Origin of the sequence: Pseudomonas fluorescens (genome assembly GCF_902497995.1) — a bacterium.
Classification (GTDB): domain Bacteria; phylum Pseudomonadota; class Gammaproteobacteria; order Pseudomonadales; family Pseudomonadaceae; genus Aquipseudomonas; species Aquipseudomonas fluorescens_BK.
On sequence record NZ_CABVII010000005.1, the window covers coordinates 156,395 to 173,660 of the forward strand.

General features: G+C 60.7%; 18 protein-coding genes. 11 read left to right on the forward strand and 7 right to left on the reverse strand.

What is annotated here, in order from left to right; all coding sequences use genetic code 11:
* Positions 1 to 26 precede the first annotated feature (26 nt).
* From sorA to F8N80_RS07980, 3 genes are all read left to right on the forward strand, one after another.
* On the forward strand, positions 27 to 1,286 hold the full coding sequence (gene sorA, locus F8N80_RS07970; protein ID WP_150746376.1) for a SorA family sulfite dehydrogenase catalytic subunit: 1,260 nt from the start codon (positions 27 to 29) through the stop codon (positions 1,284 to 1,286).
* Positions 1,287 to 1,296: 10 nt separating this feature from the next.
* The gene (gene sorB / locus F8N80_RS07975) at positions 1,297 to 1,944 is read left to right on the forward strand and encodes a SorB family sulfite dehydrogenase c-type cytochrome subunit (RefSeq protein ID WP_150746375.1); all 648 of its coding nucleotides are present in this window, start codon (positions 1,297 to 1,299) and stop codon (positions 1,942 to 1,944) included.
* Between the two features lie 86 nt (positions 1,945 to 2,030).
* On the forward strand, positions 2,031 to 2,813 hold the full coding sequence (locus F8N80_RS07980; protein WP_150746374.1) for a TSUP family transporter: 783 nt from the start codon (positions 2,031 to 2,033) through the stop codon (positions 2,811 to 2,813).
* 10 nt (positions 2,814 to 2,823) lie between these two features.
* Here F8N80_RS07980 and dsdC read toward each other — a convergent pair whose 3' ends face one another.
* The 4 genes from dsdC to F8N80_RS08000 form a co-directional block, all read right to left on the reverse strand.
* The gene (gene dsdC / locus F8N80_RS07985) at positions 2,824 to 3,795 is read right to left on the reverse strand and encodes a DNA-binding transcriptional regulator DsdC (RefSeq protein WP_150746373.1); all 972 of its coding nucleotides are present in this window, start codon (positions 3,793 to 3,795) and stop codon (positions 2,824 to 2,826) included.
* Positions 3,796 to 3,957: 162 nt separating this feature from the next.
* The gene (gene dsdA / locus F8N80_RS07990) at positions 3,958 to 5,310 is read right to left on the reverse strand and encodes a D-serine ammonia-lyase (protein ID WP_150783644.1); all 1,353 of its coding nucleotides are present in this window, start codon (positions 5,308 to 5,310) and stop codon (positions 3,958 to 3,960) included.
* Between the two features lie 44 nt (positions 5,311 to 5,354).
* Positions 5,355 to 6,695, reverse strand: a complete 1,341-nt coding sequence (locus F8N80_RS07995) for a GntT/GntP/DsdX family permease (RefSeq protein ID WP_150783645.1) — start codon at positions 6,693 to 6,695, stop codon at positions 5,355 to 5,357.
* Positions 6,696 to 6,882: 187 nt separating this feature from the next.
* Positions 6,883 to 8,367 (reverse strand): NCS1 family nucleobase:cation symporter-1, encoded by a 1,485-nt coding sequence (locus F8N80_RS08000; RefSeq protein WP_150783646.1) that lies wholly within the window; start codon positions 8,365 to 8,367, stop codon positions 6,883 to 6,885.
* 192 nt (positions 8,368 to 8,559) lie between these two features.
* Here F8N80_RS08000 and F8N80_RS08005 point away from each other — a divergent pair, with 192 nt between their 5' ends.
* The 6 genes from F8N80_RS08005 (at position 8,560) to hutG (ending at position 13,903) form a co-directional block, all read left to right on the forward strand.
* The gene (locus F8N80_RS08005) at positions 8,560 to 9,297 is read left to right on the forward strand and encodes an IclR family transcriptional regulator (RefSeq protein WP_150746395.1); all 738 of its coding nucleotides are present in this window, start codon (positions 8,560 to 8,562) and stop codon (positions 9,295 to 9,297) included.
* A gap of 59 nt (positions 9,298 to 9,356) precedes the next feature.
* Positions 9,357 to 10,112, forward strand: a complete 756-nt coding sequence (locus F8N80_RS08010) for a transporter substrate-binding domain-containing protein (protein ID WP_150746369.1) — start codon at positions 9,357 to 9,359, stop codon at positions 10,110 to 10,112.
* A gap of 68 nt (positions 10,113 to 10,180) precedes the next feature.
* The gene (locus F8N80_RS08015) at positions 10,181 to 10,846 is read left to right on the forward strand and encodes an amino acid ABC transporter permease (RefSeq protein WP_150746368.1); all 666 of its coding nucleotides are present in this window, start codon (positions 10,181 to 10,183) and stop codon (positions 10,844 to 10,846) included.
* Between the two features lie 11 nt (positions 10,847 to 10,857).
* Entirely contained in the window at positions 10,858 to 11,619 is a 762-nt protein-coding gene (locus F8N80_RS08020) for an amino acid ABC transporter ATP-binding protein (RefSeq protein ID WP_191632887.1), read from the forward strand.
* Positions 11,620 to 11,708: 89 nt separating this feature from the next.
* Positions 11,709 to 13,103, forward strand: coding sequence for a formimidoylglutamate deiminase (locus F8N80_RS08025; RefSeq protein WP_150746394.1), 1,395 nt, complete (start codon positions 11,709 to 11,711; stop codon positions 13,101 to 13,103).
* Positions 13,100 to 13,903 (forward strand): N-formylglutamate deformylase, encoded by an 804-nt coding sequence (gene hutG, locus F8N80_RS08030; RefSeq protein ID WP_150746366.1) that lies wholly within the window; start codon positions 13,100 to 13,102, stop codon positions 13,901 to 13,903. The genes F8N80_RS08025 and hutG overlap by 4 nt, the downstream gene beginning before the upstream one ends.
* A gap of 86 nt (positions 13,904 to 13,989) precedes the next feature.
* Here the strand turns inward: hutG and F8N80_RS31900 are convergent, their stop codons facing one another.
* Both F8N80_RS31900 and F8N80_RS08035 read right to left on the reverse strand, forming a co-directional pair.
* Entirely contained in the window at positions 13,990 to 14,112 is a 123-nt protein-coding gene (locus F8N80_RS31900) for a hypothetical protein (RefSeq protein ID WP_263596950.1), read from the reverse strand.
* 47 nt (positions 14,113 to 14,159) lie between these two features.
* Positions 14,160 to 15,047: an IclR family transcriptional regulator gene (locus F8N80_RS08035; protein WP_224790660.1), complete on the reverse strand. Its 888-nt coding sequence runs from the start codon at positions 15,045 to 15,047 to the stop codon at positions 14,160 to 14,162.
* 56 nt (positions 15,048 to 15,103) lie between these two features.
* On the opposite strand from F8N80_RS08035, the gene F8N80_RS08040 reads away from it, so the two are divergent.
* Both F8N80_RS08040 and F8N80_RS08045 read left to right on the forward strand, forming a co-directional pair.
* Entirely contained in the window at positions 15,104 to 15,379 is a 276-nt protein-coding gene (locus F8N80_RS08040) for a YidH family protein (RefSeq protein WP_369074129.1), read from the forward strand.
* Positions 15,376 to 15,711 (forward strand): DUF202 domain-containing protein, encoded by a 336-nt coding sequence (locus F8N80_RS08045; RefSeq protein ID WP_191632884.1) that lies wholly within the window; start codon positions 15,376 to 15,378, stop codon positions 15,709 to 15,711. Before F8N80_RS08040 ends, F8N80_RS08045 begins: the two co-directional genes overlap by 4 nt.
* A 282-nt stretch (positions 15,712 to 15,993) precedes the next feature.
* On the opposite strand, the gene F8N80_RS08050 is transcribed toward F8N80_RS08045, so the two are convergent.
* The gene (locus F8N80_RS08050) at positions 15,994 to 17,229 is read right to left on the reverse strand and encodes a serine hydrolase domain-containing protein (RefSeq protein WP_150783647.1); all 1,236 of its coding nucleotides are present in this window, start codon (positions 17,227 to 17,229) and stop codon (positions 15,994 to 15,996) included.
* Positions 17,230 to 17,266: the final 37 nt, after the last annotated feature.

Here is a 17,266-nt window from a genome sequence, read left to right on the forward strand (position 1 = left end):
GTAAACAATCATGGAGAGCGTGCAGGATGAAGTTCAGTTTTGTGGATAACGGCAAGCCGAGCCGTCGGCGCATTCTACGCGATGCCTTCACCCTGGCTCTGGCGGCTTCTCCGTTGGCAAGCCTTGCCAAGGCCGCCGCCGAAACCAGGGCGGCCGACGAAAACGCCGAAGACGTGACCTTTGCTGCCGGCCCGCGGCCGCTGGTGCAATATCCGCAAAAACGACCGCTGACCCTGGTGACCACTCGCCCGCCGCACCTGGAGACACCCTTCGCGGTCTTCAACGATGGGCCCATCACGCCCAATGATGCCTTTTTCGTGCGTTACCACCTGGCCAATTTCCCTACCAGCATCGATCCGGACAGCTACCGCCTGACGATCAAGGGCGCGGTCGACACGCCGCTGTCCCTGTCCCTTGCCGAACTCAAGGCCCTCGCCGAACCGATAGAAGTGGTGGCCGTCAACCAGTGCTCGGGTAACAGCCGTGGCTTCTCGACGCCGCGGGTGTTCGGCGCTCAGCTGGGCAATGGTTCAATGGGTAATGCCCGCTGGGTGGGGGTGTCGCTCAAGACGGTACTGGAAAAGGCCGGTGTGAAAGCCGACGCCAGGCAAGTGACATTCCGCGGGCTCGACAAGCCCGTGCTGCCCAGCACGCCGGAGTTCATCAAGGCCCTGGACATCAGCCATGCCATGGACGGCGAACCCATGATCGCCTGGTCAATGAACGGGACCGACCTGCCATTCCTCAACGGTTACCCGATACGGCTGGTGGTGCCCGGTTATTTCGGCACGTACTGGATCAAGCACCTGAGCGAGATCGAAGTCGTCGACCACACCTACGACGGTTTCTTCATGGCTAAAGGTTACCGCGTGCCGGACAACGATTGCTTCTGCATCGCCCCCGGCACTACCGCGGCGAAAACCCAGCCGATTTCCAAATTGCCGGTACGCAGTTTCATCACCAGCGTTAAACATGGCGATGTGTTGCCGCTGAAAAAAAGTGTAGTGCTCAAGGGCATTGCGTTTGACGGCGGGGTTGGTGTCAACAAGGTGGAAGTGTCGATCGACGGCGGAAAAAACTGGCGCGAAGCCAGGCTTGGGCAGGATCTGGGCCGTTTCTCCTTCCGCGAGTGGACGCTGCCGATCACCTTTCACAGCAAGGGCGCCACTCAGTTGATGGTGCGAGCCAGCAACAGTGCGGGCGAGACGCAACCGCTGCGAGCCGACTGGAACCCCGGTGGCTACCGCCGCCACGTCGTAGAAACCAGCCACGTCACCGTCGCCTGAGGAGGGCTGCATGAAACGCATGAAATTCATGACCACCTTGCTGTGCGCGGCGCAGGTTTGTCTGGCTGCCATGGCTGGCGCAGCGCCGCTGTCGATCACCTTGCCGCCCGAAACGGCGGCGTTCAAGCCCAGTGCGCTGCCTGGCTATCAGTTGGCCCAGCAGAAATGCTCCACCTGCCATTCGGCCGATTACATCAGCTTCCAGCCGCCGGGCTTGACCCTGGCGCAGTGGACTGCAGAAGCGGGCAAGATGCAGCACGTGTACGGTGCGCCCATCAGCGATCAGGATGTGCGCATTATCGGCGCCTACCTTGCGGTGACCTACGGCAGTGCCCAGGCGAGCGATGCCGAGGTGCAGGCCGCCTCGAACCCCTCGGCGGGCCAGCCCCCGGCCGCGCCTGCAGCAAAAGTCGACGCCATGGCCTTGCTCCAGGGCAACGCTTGCCTGTCCTGCCACGCGATCGATCATAAGGTCGTAGGCCCGGCCTATCACGATGTGGCGGCCAAGTATGCCAACGACCCGCAGGCACTGGCCAAGGTAACGTCCAGCATCCAGCACGGCAGTACCGGCAAATGGGGGGAGATCCCCATGCCGCCGTTCGCGCAGTTGAGTGCGGACGACCTGCACAGTGTGGCGACTTTTATTCTGCACCAGTAATCCCGGTCCCGCCCGGCCGGTACCTGAGGGTGCCGACCGCCCCGGGCGTGCGGCCAGAACAACAACCGATCCCGGCAGGATGATCCATGGAACTACACTCAGAACTGCAATCGCTGCTCATCATTCTTGTCGCGGTGGCCGTTGGCAGCTACCTGCAAGCGCTCACCGGGTTCGCACTGGGCATCGTCGTACTGGCGATTGCCGTACTCACCCACGCCGCCCCCATTGCTACCGTCGCCACCACTATCACCATCGTCGCGTTTCCCGGCATCGTCATCGCCCTGTCTCGCCACTGGCGGCACATCGATCGGGCATCGTTCCTCCAGACGTTCGTTGGCCTGGTACCGGGCACGCTGCTGGGCCTGTGGTCACTGGGGATCATGGGCGAAGAGCATACCGCGCTGCTGCAACTGTTGCTGGGCGGGCTGATCGTGGCCGGCGGTATCGCCCTGTTTATCAAACCACGTCCTCATCCATCCCGCTCAAGCCGCATGAGCTTCGTCATGATGGGCGTGCTCGGCGGCCTGTTGGGTGGCCTGTTCAGCGTACCGGGGCCGCCGATGATCTATCACTATTATCGTCAACCGGTGTCCATCCAGGCGATCCGCACCAGCTTGCTGGCGCTGTCCGGCGCCATGTCCCTGGTCCGCTTGATCATGCAGGGTGTGCAGGGAGAGTTGAACGCCGAGGTCATGTCGCTGGGCATGCTGTCGATCCCGGTCGCCATGCTGGCCAGCTGGCTGTATGTGCGGTTTCCACCGCAACTCTCCGACCTGAGCATGCGTCGCGGTGCCTTCGCCCTGTTTGTCGCGATGGGCAGTTTCATCCTGCTCACCGCAATGCTACCGAGCACCCTGGCCGCCCCGTGAAGCTGAGCACTCATCCGAGCAGGTCCTGGTTTTCACCCAGGGGTGATGATTGACTGGCGCACTCGCGCAACCAGTTCATGAACACCAGTAATCGTTTGGGGATGGTGCCGAGCGGCGGGTGAACCAGATAATAATCATAGTGGCCCGATCGGCTGAATCCGGCGAGGGGAAGCACCAGTTCGCCGCGATCGACTCGCTTCTGCACCAGCTGCTGACGGCCAATCGCGATACCGGCATGGTTCATGGCTGCCGTCACACTCAAATCGGAGCGATCGAAGGTGAGGGTCCGTTTGGGCAGTGCCGCGAGCAGGTTGTGCTGCTCTGCCCAGAGCGTCCACTCTGCATCATAGGCCGCATGATCCCAGGCCAGGGAGTCATGCAAGGTGGTGCAGTGCCGCAAGTTCTGCGGGTTTTCCTCCAGGCGATGGCGTCGCGCATAGTCGGGACTGCACACGGGGGCCAGCTGTTCTCGCATCAATCGATGGCTCGTCAGCCCGGGGAATTCGCCGTTGGCGTAGTACAGGGCCAAGTCGATTTTGCGGGTCCGAAAATCGACATTGTCATTACCTACCCGCAGGTCCAGTGACACCAGAGGGTAACGCTCGACAAAGTCCGCCAGCCGGGGAACCAGCCAGCATTGGGCGATGGAAGGCCTTACGTAGAGCGCGATGGAGCCAGCCACTTCAGCTTGTGACGATTGCTCAAGGGCTTCGGACAATTCCCCCATCGCATTCTGCAGTATTTCAAAGATCCGCTCGCCTTCATCGGTCAGGCTGACCTGCCGGGTCAGGCGCTGGAACAGTTTCATCGCCAGCGCGGTTTCCAGCCGGCTTATACGGTGGCTCACGGCGCTTGCGGTCAAGCACAGCTCCTCCGCCGCACGGGCGAAGCTCAGGTGACGAGCGGCTACCAGAAAGGTGTGAAGGTTCGCAAACTGGCTGCTGTTGAGCCTGGAACTGATACGAGGAGGAAGGTTGAGCACGACAGTTTTCCCTCGAGCACAAAAGCCGCCTGATGCAGGACGCATTTGCAGCGGTCAAACGTACCCGGATGTGGCAAGTCGTTTATCTTGCCACATCCGGTTTTGCGCTTGAATCAGCGAGTACCCGGGCGCATTCCTGCCGCGCGGGTCCCTATTGCCCGATCAACCCTTGCCGAGCAATTCACGGCCCTTGGCCAGATAAGCGTCCATCTCGTCGCCAGGCACCATGTTGCCGCCCGTTGCCCACACCAGATGGGTGGCTTGCACCATGGCCTGGTCGTCCAGGCCCGCGCGGGCCAGGTAGCCTTGCCGGTCGGCATGGACTCGGGCAATGCCGGGCACGCCGGCGAGCGCGGACGGCTCGAGGCGCATACCTTCACTGCGCTCCAGCAGAGCCAGCAAGCTGTACATTTCCTCGTCGCTGACGGTGTAGAAACCATCGAGCAAGCGCTGCATGGCCTTGCCGACAAAACCTGAAGCGCGACCGACGGCCAGGCCGTCGGCAGCCGTCACGTTGTCAATGCCGAAGTCTTGCACGCTCACTTCGTCGTGCAGCCCGGTATAGACGCCCAGCATCATGCAGGGCGAGTGAGTGGGCTCGGCGAAGATGCAGTGGACGGCGTCACCGAAGGCCAGCTTCAGGCCGAAGGCTACGCCGCCGGGTGCGCCACCCACGCCACAGGGCAGATAGACAAACAATGGATGTTGCGCATCCACGGTGATGTCAGCCGCCGCCAATTGCTGTTTCAGGCGTTCGGCGGCCACCGAGTAGCCCAGGAACAGGTTGACCGAGTTTTCATCGTCCACAAAATGGCAGGCTGGATCGGACTCCGCTTGTTGGCGGCCTTGCGCAACGGCCACGCTGTAATCGGAGGCGTACTCGACAACCGTGACGCCATGTGAACGCAACTTGTCTTTCTTCCATTGCCGCGCATCCGCCGACATGTGCACGGTCACCTGGAAGCCCAGCGCAGCGCCCATGATGCCGATGGACATACCGAGGTTGCCGGTCGAGCCGACGGCTATTTTATACTGGCCGAAAAACGCCCGTGCCTTATCGCTGTCCAGCACGGCGTAGTCGTCGTCAAGGCTCAGCAGGTTGCCGGCCAGCGCCAGGTCCTCGGCATGCTTGAGCACTTCATAGATACCGCCGCGCGCCTTGATGGAACCCGAGATGGGTAGATGGCTGTCCTGCTTGAGCCACAGCGCCCCGGCCAAGGCCAGGCCGTAGCGCTCGCTCAGCGCTTGCTGCAGGTGTGGCACCGGCAGCACGTCCGACTCGATGATGCCGCCGCTGACTTGGGTTTCCGGGAACGCACGGCTGAGGTAAGAAGCAAAACGCGTCAGGCGAGCGCTGGCATCGGCGACGTCGGCGGCCGTCAACCCTACATCGCCGAGCGATTGCGCGACCGGAGCCACGGCAGGATTGAACCAGGTGGTTTCCTGCAGCGCGACCAGATCGCGAATCAAAGGATGACTGGCGTACCAGCTTTCAAGTGTTTTACCCAAAATCATGACGTGGTCCTTCTAAACAGATAAGGCTGAAAATACGGGTTGATTCAAACGAAGTTCGACAGCAGCAGGGTCAGCCCCAGCGCGACCAGGGACGCCAGTACGGTGGCAAGGGTGAATTTCTTCAAGGCTTCGGCGAGCGAGACACCCAGGTATTCCTTGACCACCCAGAAGGCGGAGTCCGTCACATGGGTCCAGCCAATGGCGCCGGCGCCGATGGCAATGCAGATGATTTCCTTGCTCACGGCGGGATGTGCGCCCAGCATCGGCAGCACCATGCCAGCGGCGCTGATCATTGCCACTGTCGCCGAACCGACGGCGAAGTGCATCAACCCGGCCACCAACCACGCAAGTACGATGGGGTTCATGTTCAATTGCGTCAACGAACCGGCCAGCGCGTTACCCACGCCGCTGTCGACCAGGATGCCGTTGAAGGCCCCACCGGCACCGATGATCAGCAGGATGCTGGCTAGTGGAGGAAAGCTCTTCTGAGTGTGCGCGAGCAAGTCAGGCATTGATAAACCGCGGCGCAGACCCAGCGCCCAGTAAGCGAACACCACGGCAATGGACAGTGCTATCAGTGGCGTTCCCAGGAACGAAATGACACTGAATGCCGTCGAGTCATGGGGCAGGGCGGTCGCCAGGCTTTTCCCTACCATCAGCAGCAGTGGCAACAGGATGGTCAGCAGCGTCAAGCCGAGGCCTGGCAAGTCCCGGGTCGTGCTGTCATCGCAATGTTCGTCCAGGAAAGCCTCTTGAGAGTCAGGCGCTTCACTCTTGCAGACCAGCTTGATCCACAGCGGCCCGGCAATAATGGCGGTCGGCAGCGCGACAATGAGGCCGTACACGATGACCTTGCCGACATCGGCGCCCAGCATCCCGCTAATCGCCATGGCGGCAGGGTGCGGGGGCAACATGCAATGCACGGCCATCAGCGACACGGCCAGGGGCACGCCCAGGTACAGCAGGTTGATCCTGGTCTCTTTCGCGACCACATAGATCAGCGGAATGAGCAGAACGAATCCAACCTCGAAGAACACGGGTATGCCCGCAATGAACCCGACGAGCATCATGGCCCATGAAGCACGCTCTTTACCCATGGCGCTCAATAGCGTGCGGGCGATGCGCTCCGCGCCACCGGATTCTTCGAGCATCTTGCCGAGTATGCCGCCAAGGCCAATGATCGTTGCCAGGAACCCGAGTGTTCCACCGACACCTGTTTCATATGAAGAGGCCATTTTCGCCAGTGGCATGCCTGAACCGATCCCCACCACAAAACTCGCTGCGGTCAAGGCCAGGAAGGCGTGGACGCGAACTTTGACGATGAGGAAAACGATCAGAAAGATGGCGCAAAACAACACCAGCAATAGAGTGGGACCGCTGTGCATGGTATCTCCTGGAAGAGCTTTTATTGTTGAAATCAGTGATAGGGATCACTGGCTTCGCGGCATTAGAGGCCACTCCTCAGGGTCTGACAAAGGATGGATTATCAAGGTATGGATGACGTGGGATCATCTATGAGGGGAAGGGCAGCGAGGGTCTAAGGCTCAGACGTAAGTGGATCTTTCGGATTATTCAGGCGCGCGACGAAACAGCCGCCCCCCTGCGACTGGCCACCACATGTATGAACGCTCCGCTGACGGCACCGATCAGCCACCCCCAGTCGCCGATGTTGAACATCAACCCGAATGCGCCCAGCAAGGCCAGACTGATCGACACGCTTCCCGAAACAATCAGCGCGAACAAGGCCTTGGGGTTCCAGCCACCCTTGAAGTACAGCGAGCCTTCGGGAGACAGGGTGTACAGATCCTCCAACTTGATCACCTGCCGCTTCACCAGGTAGTAGTCCGCAACCATGATGCCGAACATCGGTCCCAGCACGGCACCGAAGACGCTGACGAAAATCGTGATCGCCTGCGGACTCGACACGAACAGCCATGGGCAGACCAGCACCGACAGGATCGAGGCGATCAAGCCGCCCAACCTGAAGTTGATTTTCTGCGGCGCCAGGTTGGCGATGTCATAGGCTGGGGAGACGAAGTTGGCCACGATGTTGATGCCCATCGTGGCGACGATGAACGTAATGGCGCCGATGATCGAGACGATCGGGTTATTGATTCTTTCAACAATCAAGACGGGGTCCATGATGGCCTCGCCGAACACCTGTATCGAACCGCCAGTGACAATGACCGTGATTAACGCAAACAGGATGAAGTTGACCGGAAGGCCCCAGAAGTTGCCCTTTTTCATCACTGATTCGCTCTTGGCAAAGCGTGCAAAGTCGCCAAAATTGAGCAGCAGTGCCGCAAAGTAGGCCACGATCAGCATCGCCGCGTTTGCCATCAGGCCAATGGACTCCCATCCGGTGAACTGTCGGTGGGCCAGCTGCATCGAGAAGCTGTCCAGGCCTGTTTTCGAGATAATCCAGCCGGCCAGCACGAACATCACCAGATAAATGACGGGACCGCAAAAATCGATGAATTTGCGAATCGACTCCATCCCTGCCAGGAAGATCACCAGCTGGAAGAACCACATGAACGCAAAGCTCATCCAGCCCAGCGTGGAAAGGCCCAGCAGGCTGGTGTGGGTTAACTCTGCCGCCGAGGGCATCAAGGTGATCACCAGCACCTGCACCGCCTTGGAGGCGAAATACGTCTGCACTCCGTACCAGACGATGCCGACGATCCCGCGCACGGTCGCTGCCAGATTGGCGCCCATCACGCCGAAGGACAGGCGCGCGACCACTGGAAACGGAATGCCGTACTTTTGCGACGGCCTGCCGATCAGGTTCATCAGAAAGTAGACAATCGTGATCCCGGCCGTCATGGACAGCAACACCTGCCAGCCCGCCAGCCCCAGAAAGAACAGGCTGGCGGCAAAGGTATAGCCGCCGACCGAGTGCACGTCGGACATCCACATCGCGAACAGGCTGAACGTTCCCCAGGTTCGCCCCTCTGGCTGTGTGGGGGCGAGGTCCAGGTTGTAGAGCTGGGAGAGCGCGGTCGGGATAACCACTACCGGCGCTTGAAGGGGGTCGGCAGGTACTGGCGTGACGTCCATGGTTTGCGCCCTCTGATGTACGCCATTTCCGGGCAACATTGCCCACTCCCCGAAGCTGAAAAACCTTCAAGGCCTGATCCGAAAGTCAGCCCTGCCCAGGGGCGTGGGCGGTCACTCAAATTAGTGTGTTCGTATTTCCCGCAGAATGAGAACACGACTCCAAAACTGATAATAGCTACCTATACTGAGGCCATGAACGATTCTGGAACCAAAAGCATCGTCGATCGTGTCCTGCAGGTATTGGCCTGTGTGGCCAAGGCCGGACGGCCGATGGGTGCCAAGCGCATAGCCTCGCAAGTGGGGATGCCGTTAAGTACGGTTTATCGTCACCTTGCGGTCCTGAAAAAGTGGGGGCTGTTGCAGGAGCACATGACATCGGGCCTCTTTGCACCAGGGGCCACGGGTGTGCAACTGGCCTGGGGTTTTGATCAGAACTCGAACCTGATCAACCAGAGCCGCGACGAAATCAGCGCACTGGTGGAACGGACCGGCGAGAGTGTCGGCCTGCTGGTGTACAGCAACGAGCAGATGGTTTGCATTGCGATGGAAGAATGCAACCGGTCGCTGCGCTGCTCCTTTACCAAGGGCCGCGCGCATTCATTGATGCATGGCGCGTCTGCCAAGAGCCTGCTGGCGTTTCTGCCCGCAGAGCTTCGCCAGCGCCTCATGCAGGAGCAGTTGGGCGACTCGCCGCAATGCCTGCAGGCATTGGAAAAGGAAATCATTGAAATTCGCAAGAACCGTTTCGCCACCAGCGACAGTGAAGTCGACCTGGGCGTATGGGGGGTCAGTGTGCCCCTGATTTCACATGATGAAACTCTCCAGGGCACCATCACATTGATGGCGCCTTCACTACGAGTTGGATCACGCGAAGCTGAGCTGATCAGCCTCACAAGAAAAGCAGGCAGCCGTATCAGCAATCGGTTCTAGCCTGTCGCTTGCTCACTGTTCTGACCCTTTCAGAACTCACCCTCGCCGAGGACCCCTTGATGAATGCTTCCAAGTTGCTAAGACCGATCGCTGCGGTATTTGCCCTGCTCACCATGATCTGCATGCCTGCCCAGGCGGCGGATGAGGTGATGCGAGTCGGCACCGATGCCACCTTCCCGCCGATGGAATTTATCAAGGACGGTCAGCGAACGGGCTTCGATGTCGAATTGATCGAAGCCATGGGCAAGCAAATGGGCAAGAAGGTCGAGTGGGTCGACATCGGCTTCAAAGGGCTGATTCCCGGCCTGATCTCCAATCGGTTCGACGTGGCGGCCTCTGCCATTTATATGACCGACGAGCGCCGCCAGGTCGTCAACTTCACCGACTCCTACTACCGTGGCGGTTTGGCGGTGCTGGTCCTCAAGGACGACACCACGATCAATAAACCCGCGGACCTGGTGGCCGGCAAGAAAGTCACTGCGCAGGTGGGCACCAAATCCATCGAGTTTCTGAAAAACCATTACCCGGCGGTCCAGGTGGTCGAAGTCGAGAAGAACCAGGCCATGTTCGACCTGCTGACCATTGGCCGGGTCAACGCCGCCGTCACCGGCCGGCCGGCCGCGGTGGAATATGCCAAGTCCGAGCCAAGGGTTCGGGTGCTCGATGAAGGCTTGACCACCGAGCTGTATGGCTTTGCCATCCGCAAGAATGACACCGAACTGGCCCGGCAAATGAACCAGGCGTTGCAAACACTGCGCAGCAACGGTGAATACGCAGCACTGACACTCAAGTGGTTTGGCACAACAAAAGAATAATGACCTGATCGCCATCCTGCGTGTTCGCGCCGGATGTCTTCCAGTGGCTTAACTTGCGGAGTACATATATGGACCTCGATTTTTCCCCGGTCTGGGCGGGCTGGCGCGCGCTTTTGGCGGGCACCGGCGTCACCCTCGAAATCACGGCTGCAGCGCTGGTGCTCAGTTGTATTCTCGGTCTGTTGATCGGGCTTGGTCGGCTGAACAAAGACCGCGCCATCATCTACGGTTTTTGCACCACCTACCTGACACTGGTGCGCGGCACGCCGTTGCTGGTGCAACTGTTCATCCTGTTTTTCGGCTTGCCGCATTTCGGCATTCAGTTGCCCGCGTATGTGTGTGGCATCTTCGGCCTGGGCATCTACAGCGCGGCCTACGTGTCGGAAGTTGTCCGTGGCTCCATTCAGTCAGTCGAAAAAGGCCAGATGGAAGCCGCCCGCTCGCTGGGCTTGCCGTACAGGCTGGCGATGCGCAAGGTCATCCTGCCCCAGGCGTTTGTCCGGATGATCCCGGCGCTGGGTAACGAGTTCATCGCATTGATCAAGAACTCGGCGCTGGTCTCGTTGTTGACCATTGCCGACGTGATGCACGAGGGCGAGAAAATCATCAGCGTGTCCTACCGCTCGCTGGAAGTGTACCTGGCTATCGCGTTCATTTATCTGATGCTCACCGGTACCACGACATTGATTCTGCGTAGAACCGAAAGAATGCTGCGTGCGGACGGGAGAGCGTGATGACTGCAACCATTATCGACATCAAGAACCTGAGCAAATCCTTCGGGACGCATCAGGTGCTGCATAACATCGATTTTTCCGTGCAGGCCAGTCAGGTGGTCGTGGTGATCGGGCCCAGCGGCTCGGGCAAGAGCACCTTCCTGCGCTGCATGAACGGCCTGGAAACCGCAGAAGGCGGCACGCTGCACGTCTGCGGCCACACCGTGGTCGAGCAGGGCCAAATGATGTCCGACGCGAAACTGGATGAAATGCGCAGCGAAGTGGGCATGGTCTTTCAGTCCTTCAATCTGTTCCCGCATCTGACTGTGCTGGAAAACGTCACGCTGGCTCCCCTGTCCCTGCACAGGAAGTCGCGCAAGCAAGCCCATGAGCAGGGCTTGCAGCTGCTCGATAAGGTTGGCCTGAAACACAAGGCCGATGTGTATCCGGGCACCCTGTCCGGAGGGCAGAAGCAGCGAGTGGCCATTGCCCGCGCCTTGGCCATGGACCCCAAAGTCATGTTGTTCGATGAGCCCACCTCGGCGCTCGACCCGGAACTGGTGGGCGAAGTGTTGCAGGTGATGCAGAACCTGGCCGCAGAAGGCATGACCATGATCATCGTCACCCACGAGATGGGATTTGCCCGTGAAGTGGCCGACGTGGTGGTGGTCATGGACCAGGGCGCGATCGTCGAGGCGGCCCCGCCGTCCGAATTGTTCACCGCACCCAAGGAAGCGCGCACACGCAGCTTCTTGCAAAGTGTCTTGGCCCGCGACGCTTCGCACGCCGGCTGATCGGCCCTTTCCTGTCTGTTTTTTGCGAGGTTACCGTGAAGCCCGATGTCGATGTAAATGCTCCCGTGGATCGCGATTCAAGTCCTGTGCTGGCCCATCGCAGCCTGTTTGCCGAACGTGCACTGCTGCCTGACGGTTGGCACGATAATGTGCTGTTGCGCTGGGATGAGGCCGGCGACCTGACCGAGATTCGTGTCGATGCTGTCCGCAGCCCGGACATGCCGCTGGCGGCCGGGCCGGTGGTCAGCGGCATGCCGAATGTGCATTCCCATGCGTTCCAGCGCGCCATGGCCGGCCTGACCGAAACCATGGGCGACCCGGCCGATTCGTTCTGGAGCTGGCGTACCTTGATGTACCGGTTCGCCCAGCGTCTGCAGCCGCAACATTTGCAAGCCATCGGGCGCCATCTCTACATCGAGATGCTCAAGGCCGGCTACACCTCAGTGTGCGAGTTTCACTATGTGCACCACGGGGCCGACGGGCAGCCTTATGACAATCCGGCAGAGCTTGCGCAGCGCATCGTCAGCGCGGCGCAGGAGGTCGGAATCGGCATGACGTTGTTGCCGGTGCTCTATCAGTACAGCGGCTTCGGGCAGACCGAGCCCCTGGCCCATCAACGGCGGTTCATCTCGTCGCCAGAGTGGATTCTGGAGCTGCGTCAGCGGCTGAAGGCATCCATGCCCGAACACGCCAATCTGCGCTATGGCGTGGCCCCGCATTCGTTGCGCGCCGTGTCCGAGGCGTCGCTGTCGACGCTGCTCGATGGTCTGAATGCCGATGACGACCAGGCGCCGATCCACATTCATATCGCCGAGCAGACCAAGGAAGTCGACGACTGCATCGCCACCCTCGGCCAGCGTCCGGTGGAATGGCTGCTGGCGCGCCAGCCCGTGGACAGCCGCTGGTGCCTGGTGCATGCCACGCACATGAACGACAGCGAATACGCCGACCTCGCGCGCAGTGGCGCTACGGCGGGCCTGTGCCTGACGACCGAGGCCAACCTGGGCGATGGTGTGTTCGATGCCCAGCGATATCTGGCGGCCAACGGTCGCTGGGGGATTGGCTCCGACAGCAATATCACCGTCAACCCCTGGTCCGAACTGCGCTTGCTTGAGTACGGCCAGCGCCTGCTGCACCGACGCCGCAACGTACTGGCCGACGTCAGCGCGCCGGTGATCGCCGACCGGTTGTTCAGTCAGGCGGTGATCGGCGGCGCCGCAGCAACCGGCCGGCGGGTTGCGGGGTTGTCGGTGGGGCAGCGCGCCGACTTTGTCGTGATCGACCGCGATGCGCCCAACGTCGACCCCGACAATCCGCGCCAACTGCTCTCTGCACTGGTGTTCTGCGAGCATGGCGGTAATCCGGTGCGCGACGTGTTCGTTGGCGGAAACAAAGTCATCGATAACGGCCAGCATGCGCTGCAGGTTAACGCTCTGCACGACTACCGCGCCGCCCTTGCCCAGTTGTTGAAGGAAACCGTATGAGTCACGACGCCGTATTCACCCTGCAGCAGGGCCACGGTCCGCTGCTGATCTCCATGCCGCATGTGGGGACCCATCTGCCCGACGACCTTCGTCACCGATTCAGCCCTACCGGGCTTGCCGTGGACGACACGGACTGGCATATCGAATCGCTGTACGACTTTGCCGGCGCCCTGGGCGCATCCGTCCTGCGGCCGCTGTGCTCGCGGTATGTGATCGACCTGAATCGCCCGGCCGACGGTGAAAACCTGTACCCCGGCCAGAACACGACCGGCCTGTGTCCGCTCACCACCTTCGACGGCGTGCCCCTGTACCTGGATGGGCAGGCGCCGGACGAGGCGGAAACGGCGCGTCGCCTCGAGTTGTATTGGCAGCCTTACCACCGCGCCCTGCAGTCGGAGCTCGAGCGAATCAAAGCCGCCCATGGCTATGCCTTGCTCTGGGATGCCCATTCGATTCGATCGGTCATTCCCCATCTGTTCGAGGGCGAACTGCCGGTGTTCAACTTCGGAACGGCCAACGCAACCTCATGCGCGGCCGGCATCGCCGAGGCCCTGCTGGCTTCGGCCAAGGATGCGGCGCCGGACTTGCCTGCAGTGTTGAACGGTCGCTTCAAGGGCGGCCACATCACCCGCACCTACGGCAACCCTGCACAACAGGTGCATGGGATTCAGCTCGAGTTGGCACAGCGCAGCTACATGCAGGAGGTCGCCCCCTATGCACTGGACCAGACGTTGGTGGCCCGGCTGAAGCCGGTGCTGGCGACGCTGGTGGCGCAGTTCATGGCGCTCAAACCCAGCTGAGTCTCACCACAAAAGCGCCACTAATGTAGGAGCAAGCTTGCTCGCGATGGATTCCGGAGCACCGCGTGTTATCCAGCCAACACGCGTTATCGTTGACGACCTTCGCTGGCGCCCAGCGCCTTGAGGTAGTCCGACTCCTGCGGTCGACCGGTGGACGCGACGACCCGATAGCCCAGGCCGTGCCCGTTGCCAGAAACCCCAGGCTGCATGCCGTGAGCCTGGTGTTCTCCGTGAAGGGCAGCTCCTGCCTCAGCGACTAATAAATGCCCATCATCCCTTCAATGCTGCGCACCATGGAAACCAGGCGTGGGCCGATGTCGTTTTTCAGCTGGCCTTCGTTCAGCATAAAGGCCGGTACGCCACAGTTGAAGACCAGAATTTCACCATCGGCCATGGCCCGCATCGGGACGGCGACGGCATGTATCTCACGCCGCAGATCGCCGTATGACACGCAAAAGCCACACTCATGAAACTCCTGGATACTCTCTTCGATACGGGTATGGAAGGTATTCCAGTCGTCTGGCGTCCGGACTTTGATTTCGTTGAGCAGCGCCGTGCGCTCTTCACGGGAAGAAGCGGCAATGATGGCGCGCCCCATCGCCGTGCGGGCCACGGGATAGCTCAGGCCGACGTCCGGCGGATGGCTCATCGGTCCGGCACTGCGGCTGCTTTCCAAGTACACCACGCTGAGCCGGTCACGCATGCCCAGTGACACCGAGCCGCGAATATGGTCCGCCAGCTCCTTCATGAAGGGCCTGGCGATCTGCCGGATATTGAGGCTGGCGAGCAGCGGGTAGCCCAGGGACAGCACGGCCGGGCCCAACTGATATTTGTTGTTCAGGCGGTTGAGGCGCAGATAGCCCAGTCGAACCAGGGTATAGGTGAAACGCGAGATCGTCGCTTTCGGCATCCCGGTCCGTGCGACTAGCTCCGCGTTGCCCAGTTGGGTCACGCGGGCGATGAAGCAATGCAGGATTTCAAGGCCACGGGCGAGTGTCGCGGCGAACTGCCGATCATCGGCGAACTCATCCGCCAGGTAATGCCTGGCCGGAGAGTGCCAATCCTGCGGTGCGAGATGACTGCCGGGCTCTGCGGGGCGCAACGCCGCCCGGGTCGTGGGTTTGGGCTTTTCATTCTTGTCCATGGCTCAGCTCCAGCGATTCAACAATCTAAGCAGATACTGTCATCGTTGTTCCAACTATTCGCACGGCCCTCGGCCTGTTGGCCGGCGGTGTTGTGCTCGACCAGTTCTCCACCAGGCTCGGTCCCCATGGCATTGTCATGAGCCTTGCCATCGCCTTTGGCGTGCTGGCGGCGCTGCTTTGTACCCTCGCCTATGTGCGCTGGCGCGCCAACGAAATCGCAATGCGCCACTCACGCAGGTTGCCCGCCACGCTGGCCATCCCGCTGATCGCGACGGCCACGCTGGGTATCGCGGCTGCGATTGTGCTGTTGTTGGTGGTAAAACTTTCGTGATCCAGCAGAGCGTTGAACTGCAGCGGCCACGAGACCCCGGCTTACAGGCCGAACGCACTGCGCTGTCATGGAGCCGAACCGGATGGGCAGTCTTGGCCAACGCCCTGCTGGCGCTGCGCTCGGGCTGGACCAATCATGAAGTCCCGATCACCCTCTTGGCATTCTCGTTGCTGTTCGCATCGGGAGCCGCAGTTTTCTATGGTGCGTGGCGTCGTCGGCAGTTGTTGAGCGCTCAAGCATCGATCGCGCCGCCTGCGCTTGCCATCGCGGCAGCGGCGGTTGTCACGCTGATCGCCTGTGTCACAGGCGTCGCCTCCATGGCAACGCAATGATGACTGTCCACAACCCATCGATACGCCGGTAATTCCGTGTAGGCGCTGGCTTGTCGGAACGCCGCACCGCAGCGAAGGCGGCCTCGAGCCTTGCAGCGGCCATGCAGACGCCTTCGCCAGCAAGCCGGCTCCTACAGGTCAGCGTTTTCCATAATCCATCCCGCCGGGACCGGCCGCAGTGTTGTGTCACACCGCGGCCGTTGGATCATTTTCAGGCGATTACGGGCAGGGCTATTGCTGCGCCCGGGCCTGTCAAAGGGGCAGGGTGGTCGGCCAGCGCTCTCATTGCTTGAGCGCCTTGATCGTTGCGGCAAAGAAGTCGTTGTCCTGGACGGTGGCCATGCGTTGTGGCTTGGGCAGGGCACTCCAGACCACTATCACCACGTTCTCCCGTGGGTTCACGTAGATGTGCTGGCCGAAGATACCGCGTGCTTCGAACGCGCCTTCGTTGGGCGTACCGTCGGAATCGGGGATCGGCCACAGCATGTAGCCATAGTTCACCTTCTTGCCATCGACGATCTTGGGCGACCCGGCTTCTTTGACCCAGTCTTTGGGCAGAATCTGCTGGCCATCGGCGACGCCGCCATTCATCAGGAACAGGCCAAAACGCCCGTAGTCGCGCAACCGGGCGGACAGGCCGCTGCCGCCGACTTCCAGGCCATTGGGCGATTCCAGCCACCACGTGGCGTCAGACTCCATGCCGACCTTGCTCCAGATGCGCTTGGACAGGTAGTCGCTCACGGGCATGCCGACAGCTGCGCGCACCAGGGCACCGGCGACGTGTGTCTCACCCGTGCTGTAGTTCCAGAGGGTGCCCGGTTCGGCGACCCGCGGCAGCGAGGCCATCAATTTCAGTACACCGCCGGGTGTGTGCGCATTTTGTATATCCAGCATGCGACGTCGATCGGACTTGGGATCGGTGTAAGCCTCGTTCCAGCCCACCCCGGAAGTCATCTGCACCAGGTTGCGTACCGTCACGCCATCATAGGCACTGCCCTTGAGTTCAGGCAGGTAGGTGACGATCTGGTCATCGATGCTCTTGATGTGGCCGTCCTGGATAGCGGCGCCGATCAGCGTGGCCGTGATGGACTTGACCACCGACATGGACATCCAGCGTGTCTTCTCGGTGTTGCCCAGCTGGTAGGTTTCATAAGCGATCTTGCCGTCCTTGATCACCAGCAAGCCGCTGACCCGATTCAACGACACGTAGTCGTACAGGTCGTAGTCCTTGCCATTGGATTGGAACTTGAAATTGGCCAGCGGTTTACCGGTCGGTAGCGCCAGGACCTTGCCGTCATGCTTGATGGTGCGGGTCGGGAACAGCCGGTCGATGTTGCGGAACGTATTGGCCTGCACGTCGGGCATCAAGGCGCCGTCATAGACTTGCTGAACGGTGCCGATGGTCTCGGCGGCATGCGGGTTGACCGCATTGCCGGCCAACGCCAGGGAGGTGGACAGGGCAATGGCAGAGGCCAGGACGATTTTCTTCAAAGGTAACGGAGCTGGAAGTACGCGCATTTTGTATTCACCAGATTGTTATCGTCAGTCAGGTATG

Coding starts and splice junctions, on each gene's coding strand:
- sorA (WP_150746376.1), top strand. CDS start 27: ATGAAGTTCAGTTTTGTGGATAACGGCAAGCCGAGCCGTCGGCGCATT.
- sorB (WP_150746375.1), top strand. CDS start 1,297: ATGAAACGCATGAAATTCATGACCACCTTGCTGTGCGCGGCGCAGGTT.
- F8N80_RS07980 (WP_150746374.1), top strand. CDS start 2,031: ATGGAACTACACTCAGAACTGCAATCGCTGCTCATCATTCTTGTCGCG.
- dsdA (WP_150783644.1), bottom strand. CDS start 5,310: ATGATTTTGGGTAAAACACTTGAAAGCTGGTACGCCAGTCATCCTTTG.
- F8N80_RS07995 (WP_150783645.1), bottom strand. CDS start 6,695: ATGCACAGCGGTCCCACTCTATTGCTGGTGTTGTTTTGCGCCATCTTT.
- F8N80_RS08000 (WP_150783646.1), bottom strand. CDS start 8,367: ATGGACGTCACGCCAGTACCTGCCGACCCCCTTCAAGCGCCGGTAGTG.
- F8N80_RS08005 (WP_150746395.1), top strand. CDS start 8,560: ATGAACGATTCTGGAACCAAAAGCATCGTCGATCGTGTCCTGCAGGTA.
- F8N80_RS08010 (WP_150746369.1), top strand. CDS start 9,357: ATGAATGCTTCCAAGTTGCTAAGACCGATCGCTGCGGTATTTGCCCTG.
- F8N80_RS08015 (WP_150746368.1), top strand. CDS start 10,181: ATGGACCTCGATTTTTCCCCGGTCTGGGCGGGCTGGCGCGCGCTTTTG.
- hutG (WP_150746366.1), top strand. CDS start 13,100: ATGAGTCACGACGCCGTATTCACCCTGCAGCAGGGCCACGGTCCGCTG.
- F8N80_RS31900 (WP_263596950.1), bottom strand. CDS start 14,112: ATGCAGCCTGGGGTTTCTGGCAACGGGCACGGCCTGGGCTATCGGGTC.
- F8N80_RS08035 (WP_224790660.1), bottom strand. CDS start 15,047: ATGGACAAGAATGAAAAGCCCAAACCCACGACCCGGGCGGCGTTGCGC.
- F8N80_RS08050 (WP_150783647.1), bottom strand. CDS start 17,229: ATGCGCGTACTTCCAGCTCCGTTACCTTTGAAGAAAATCGTCCTGGCC.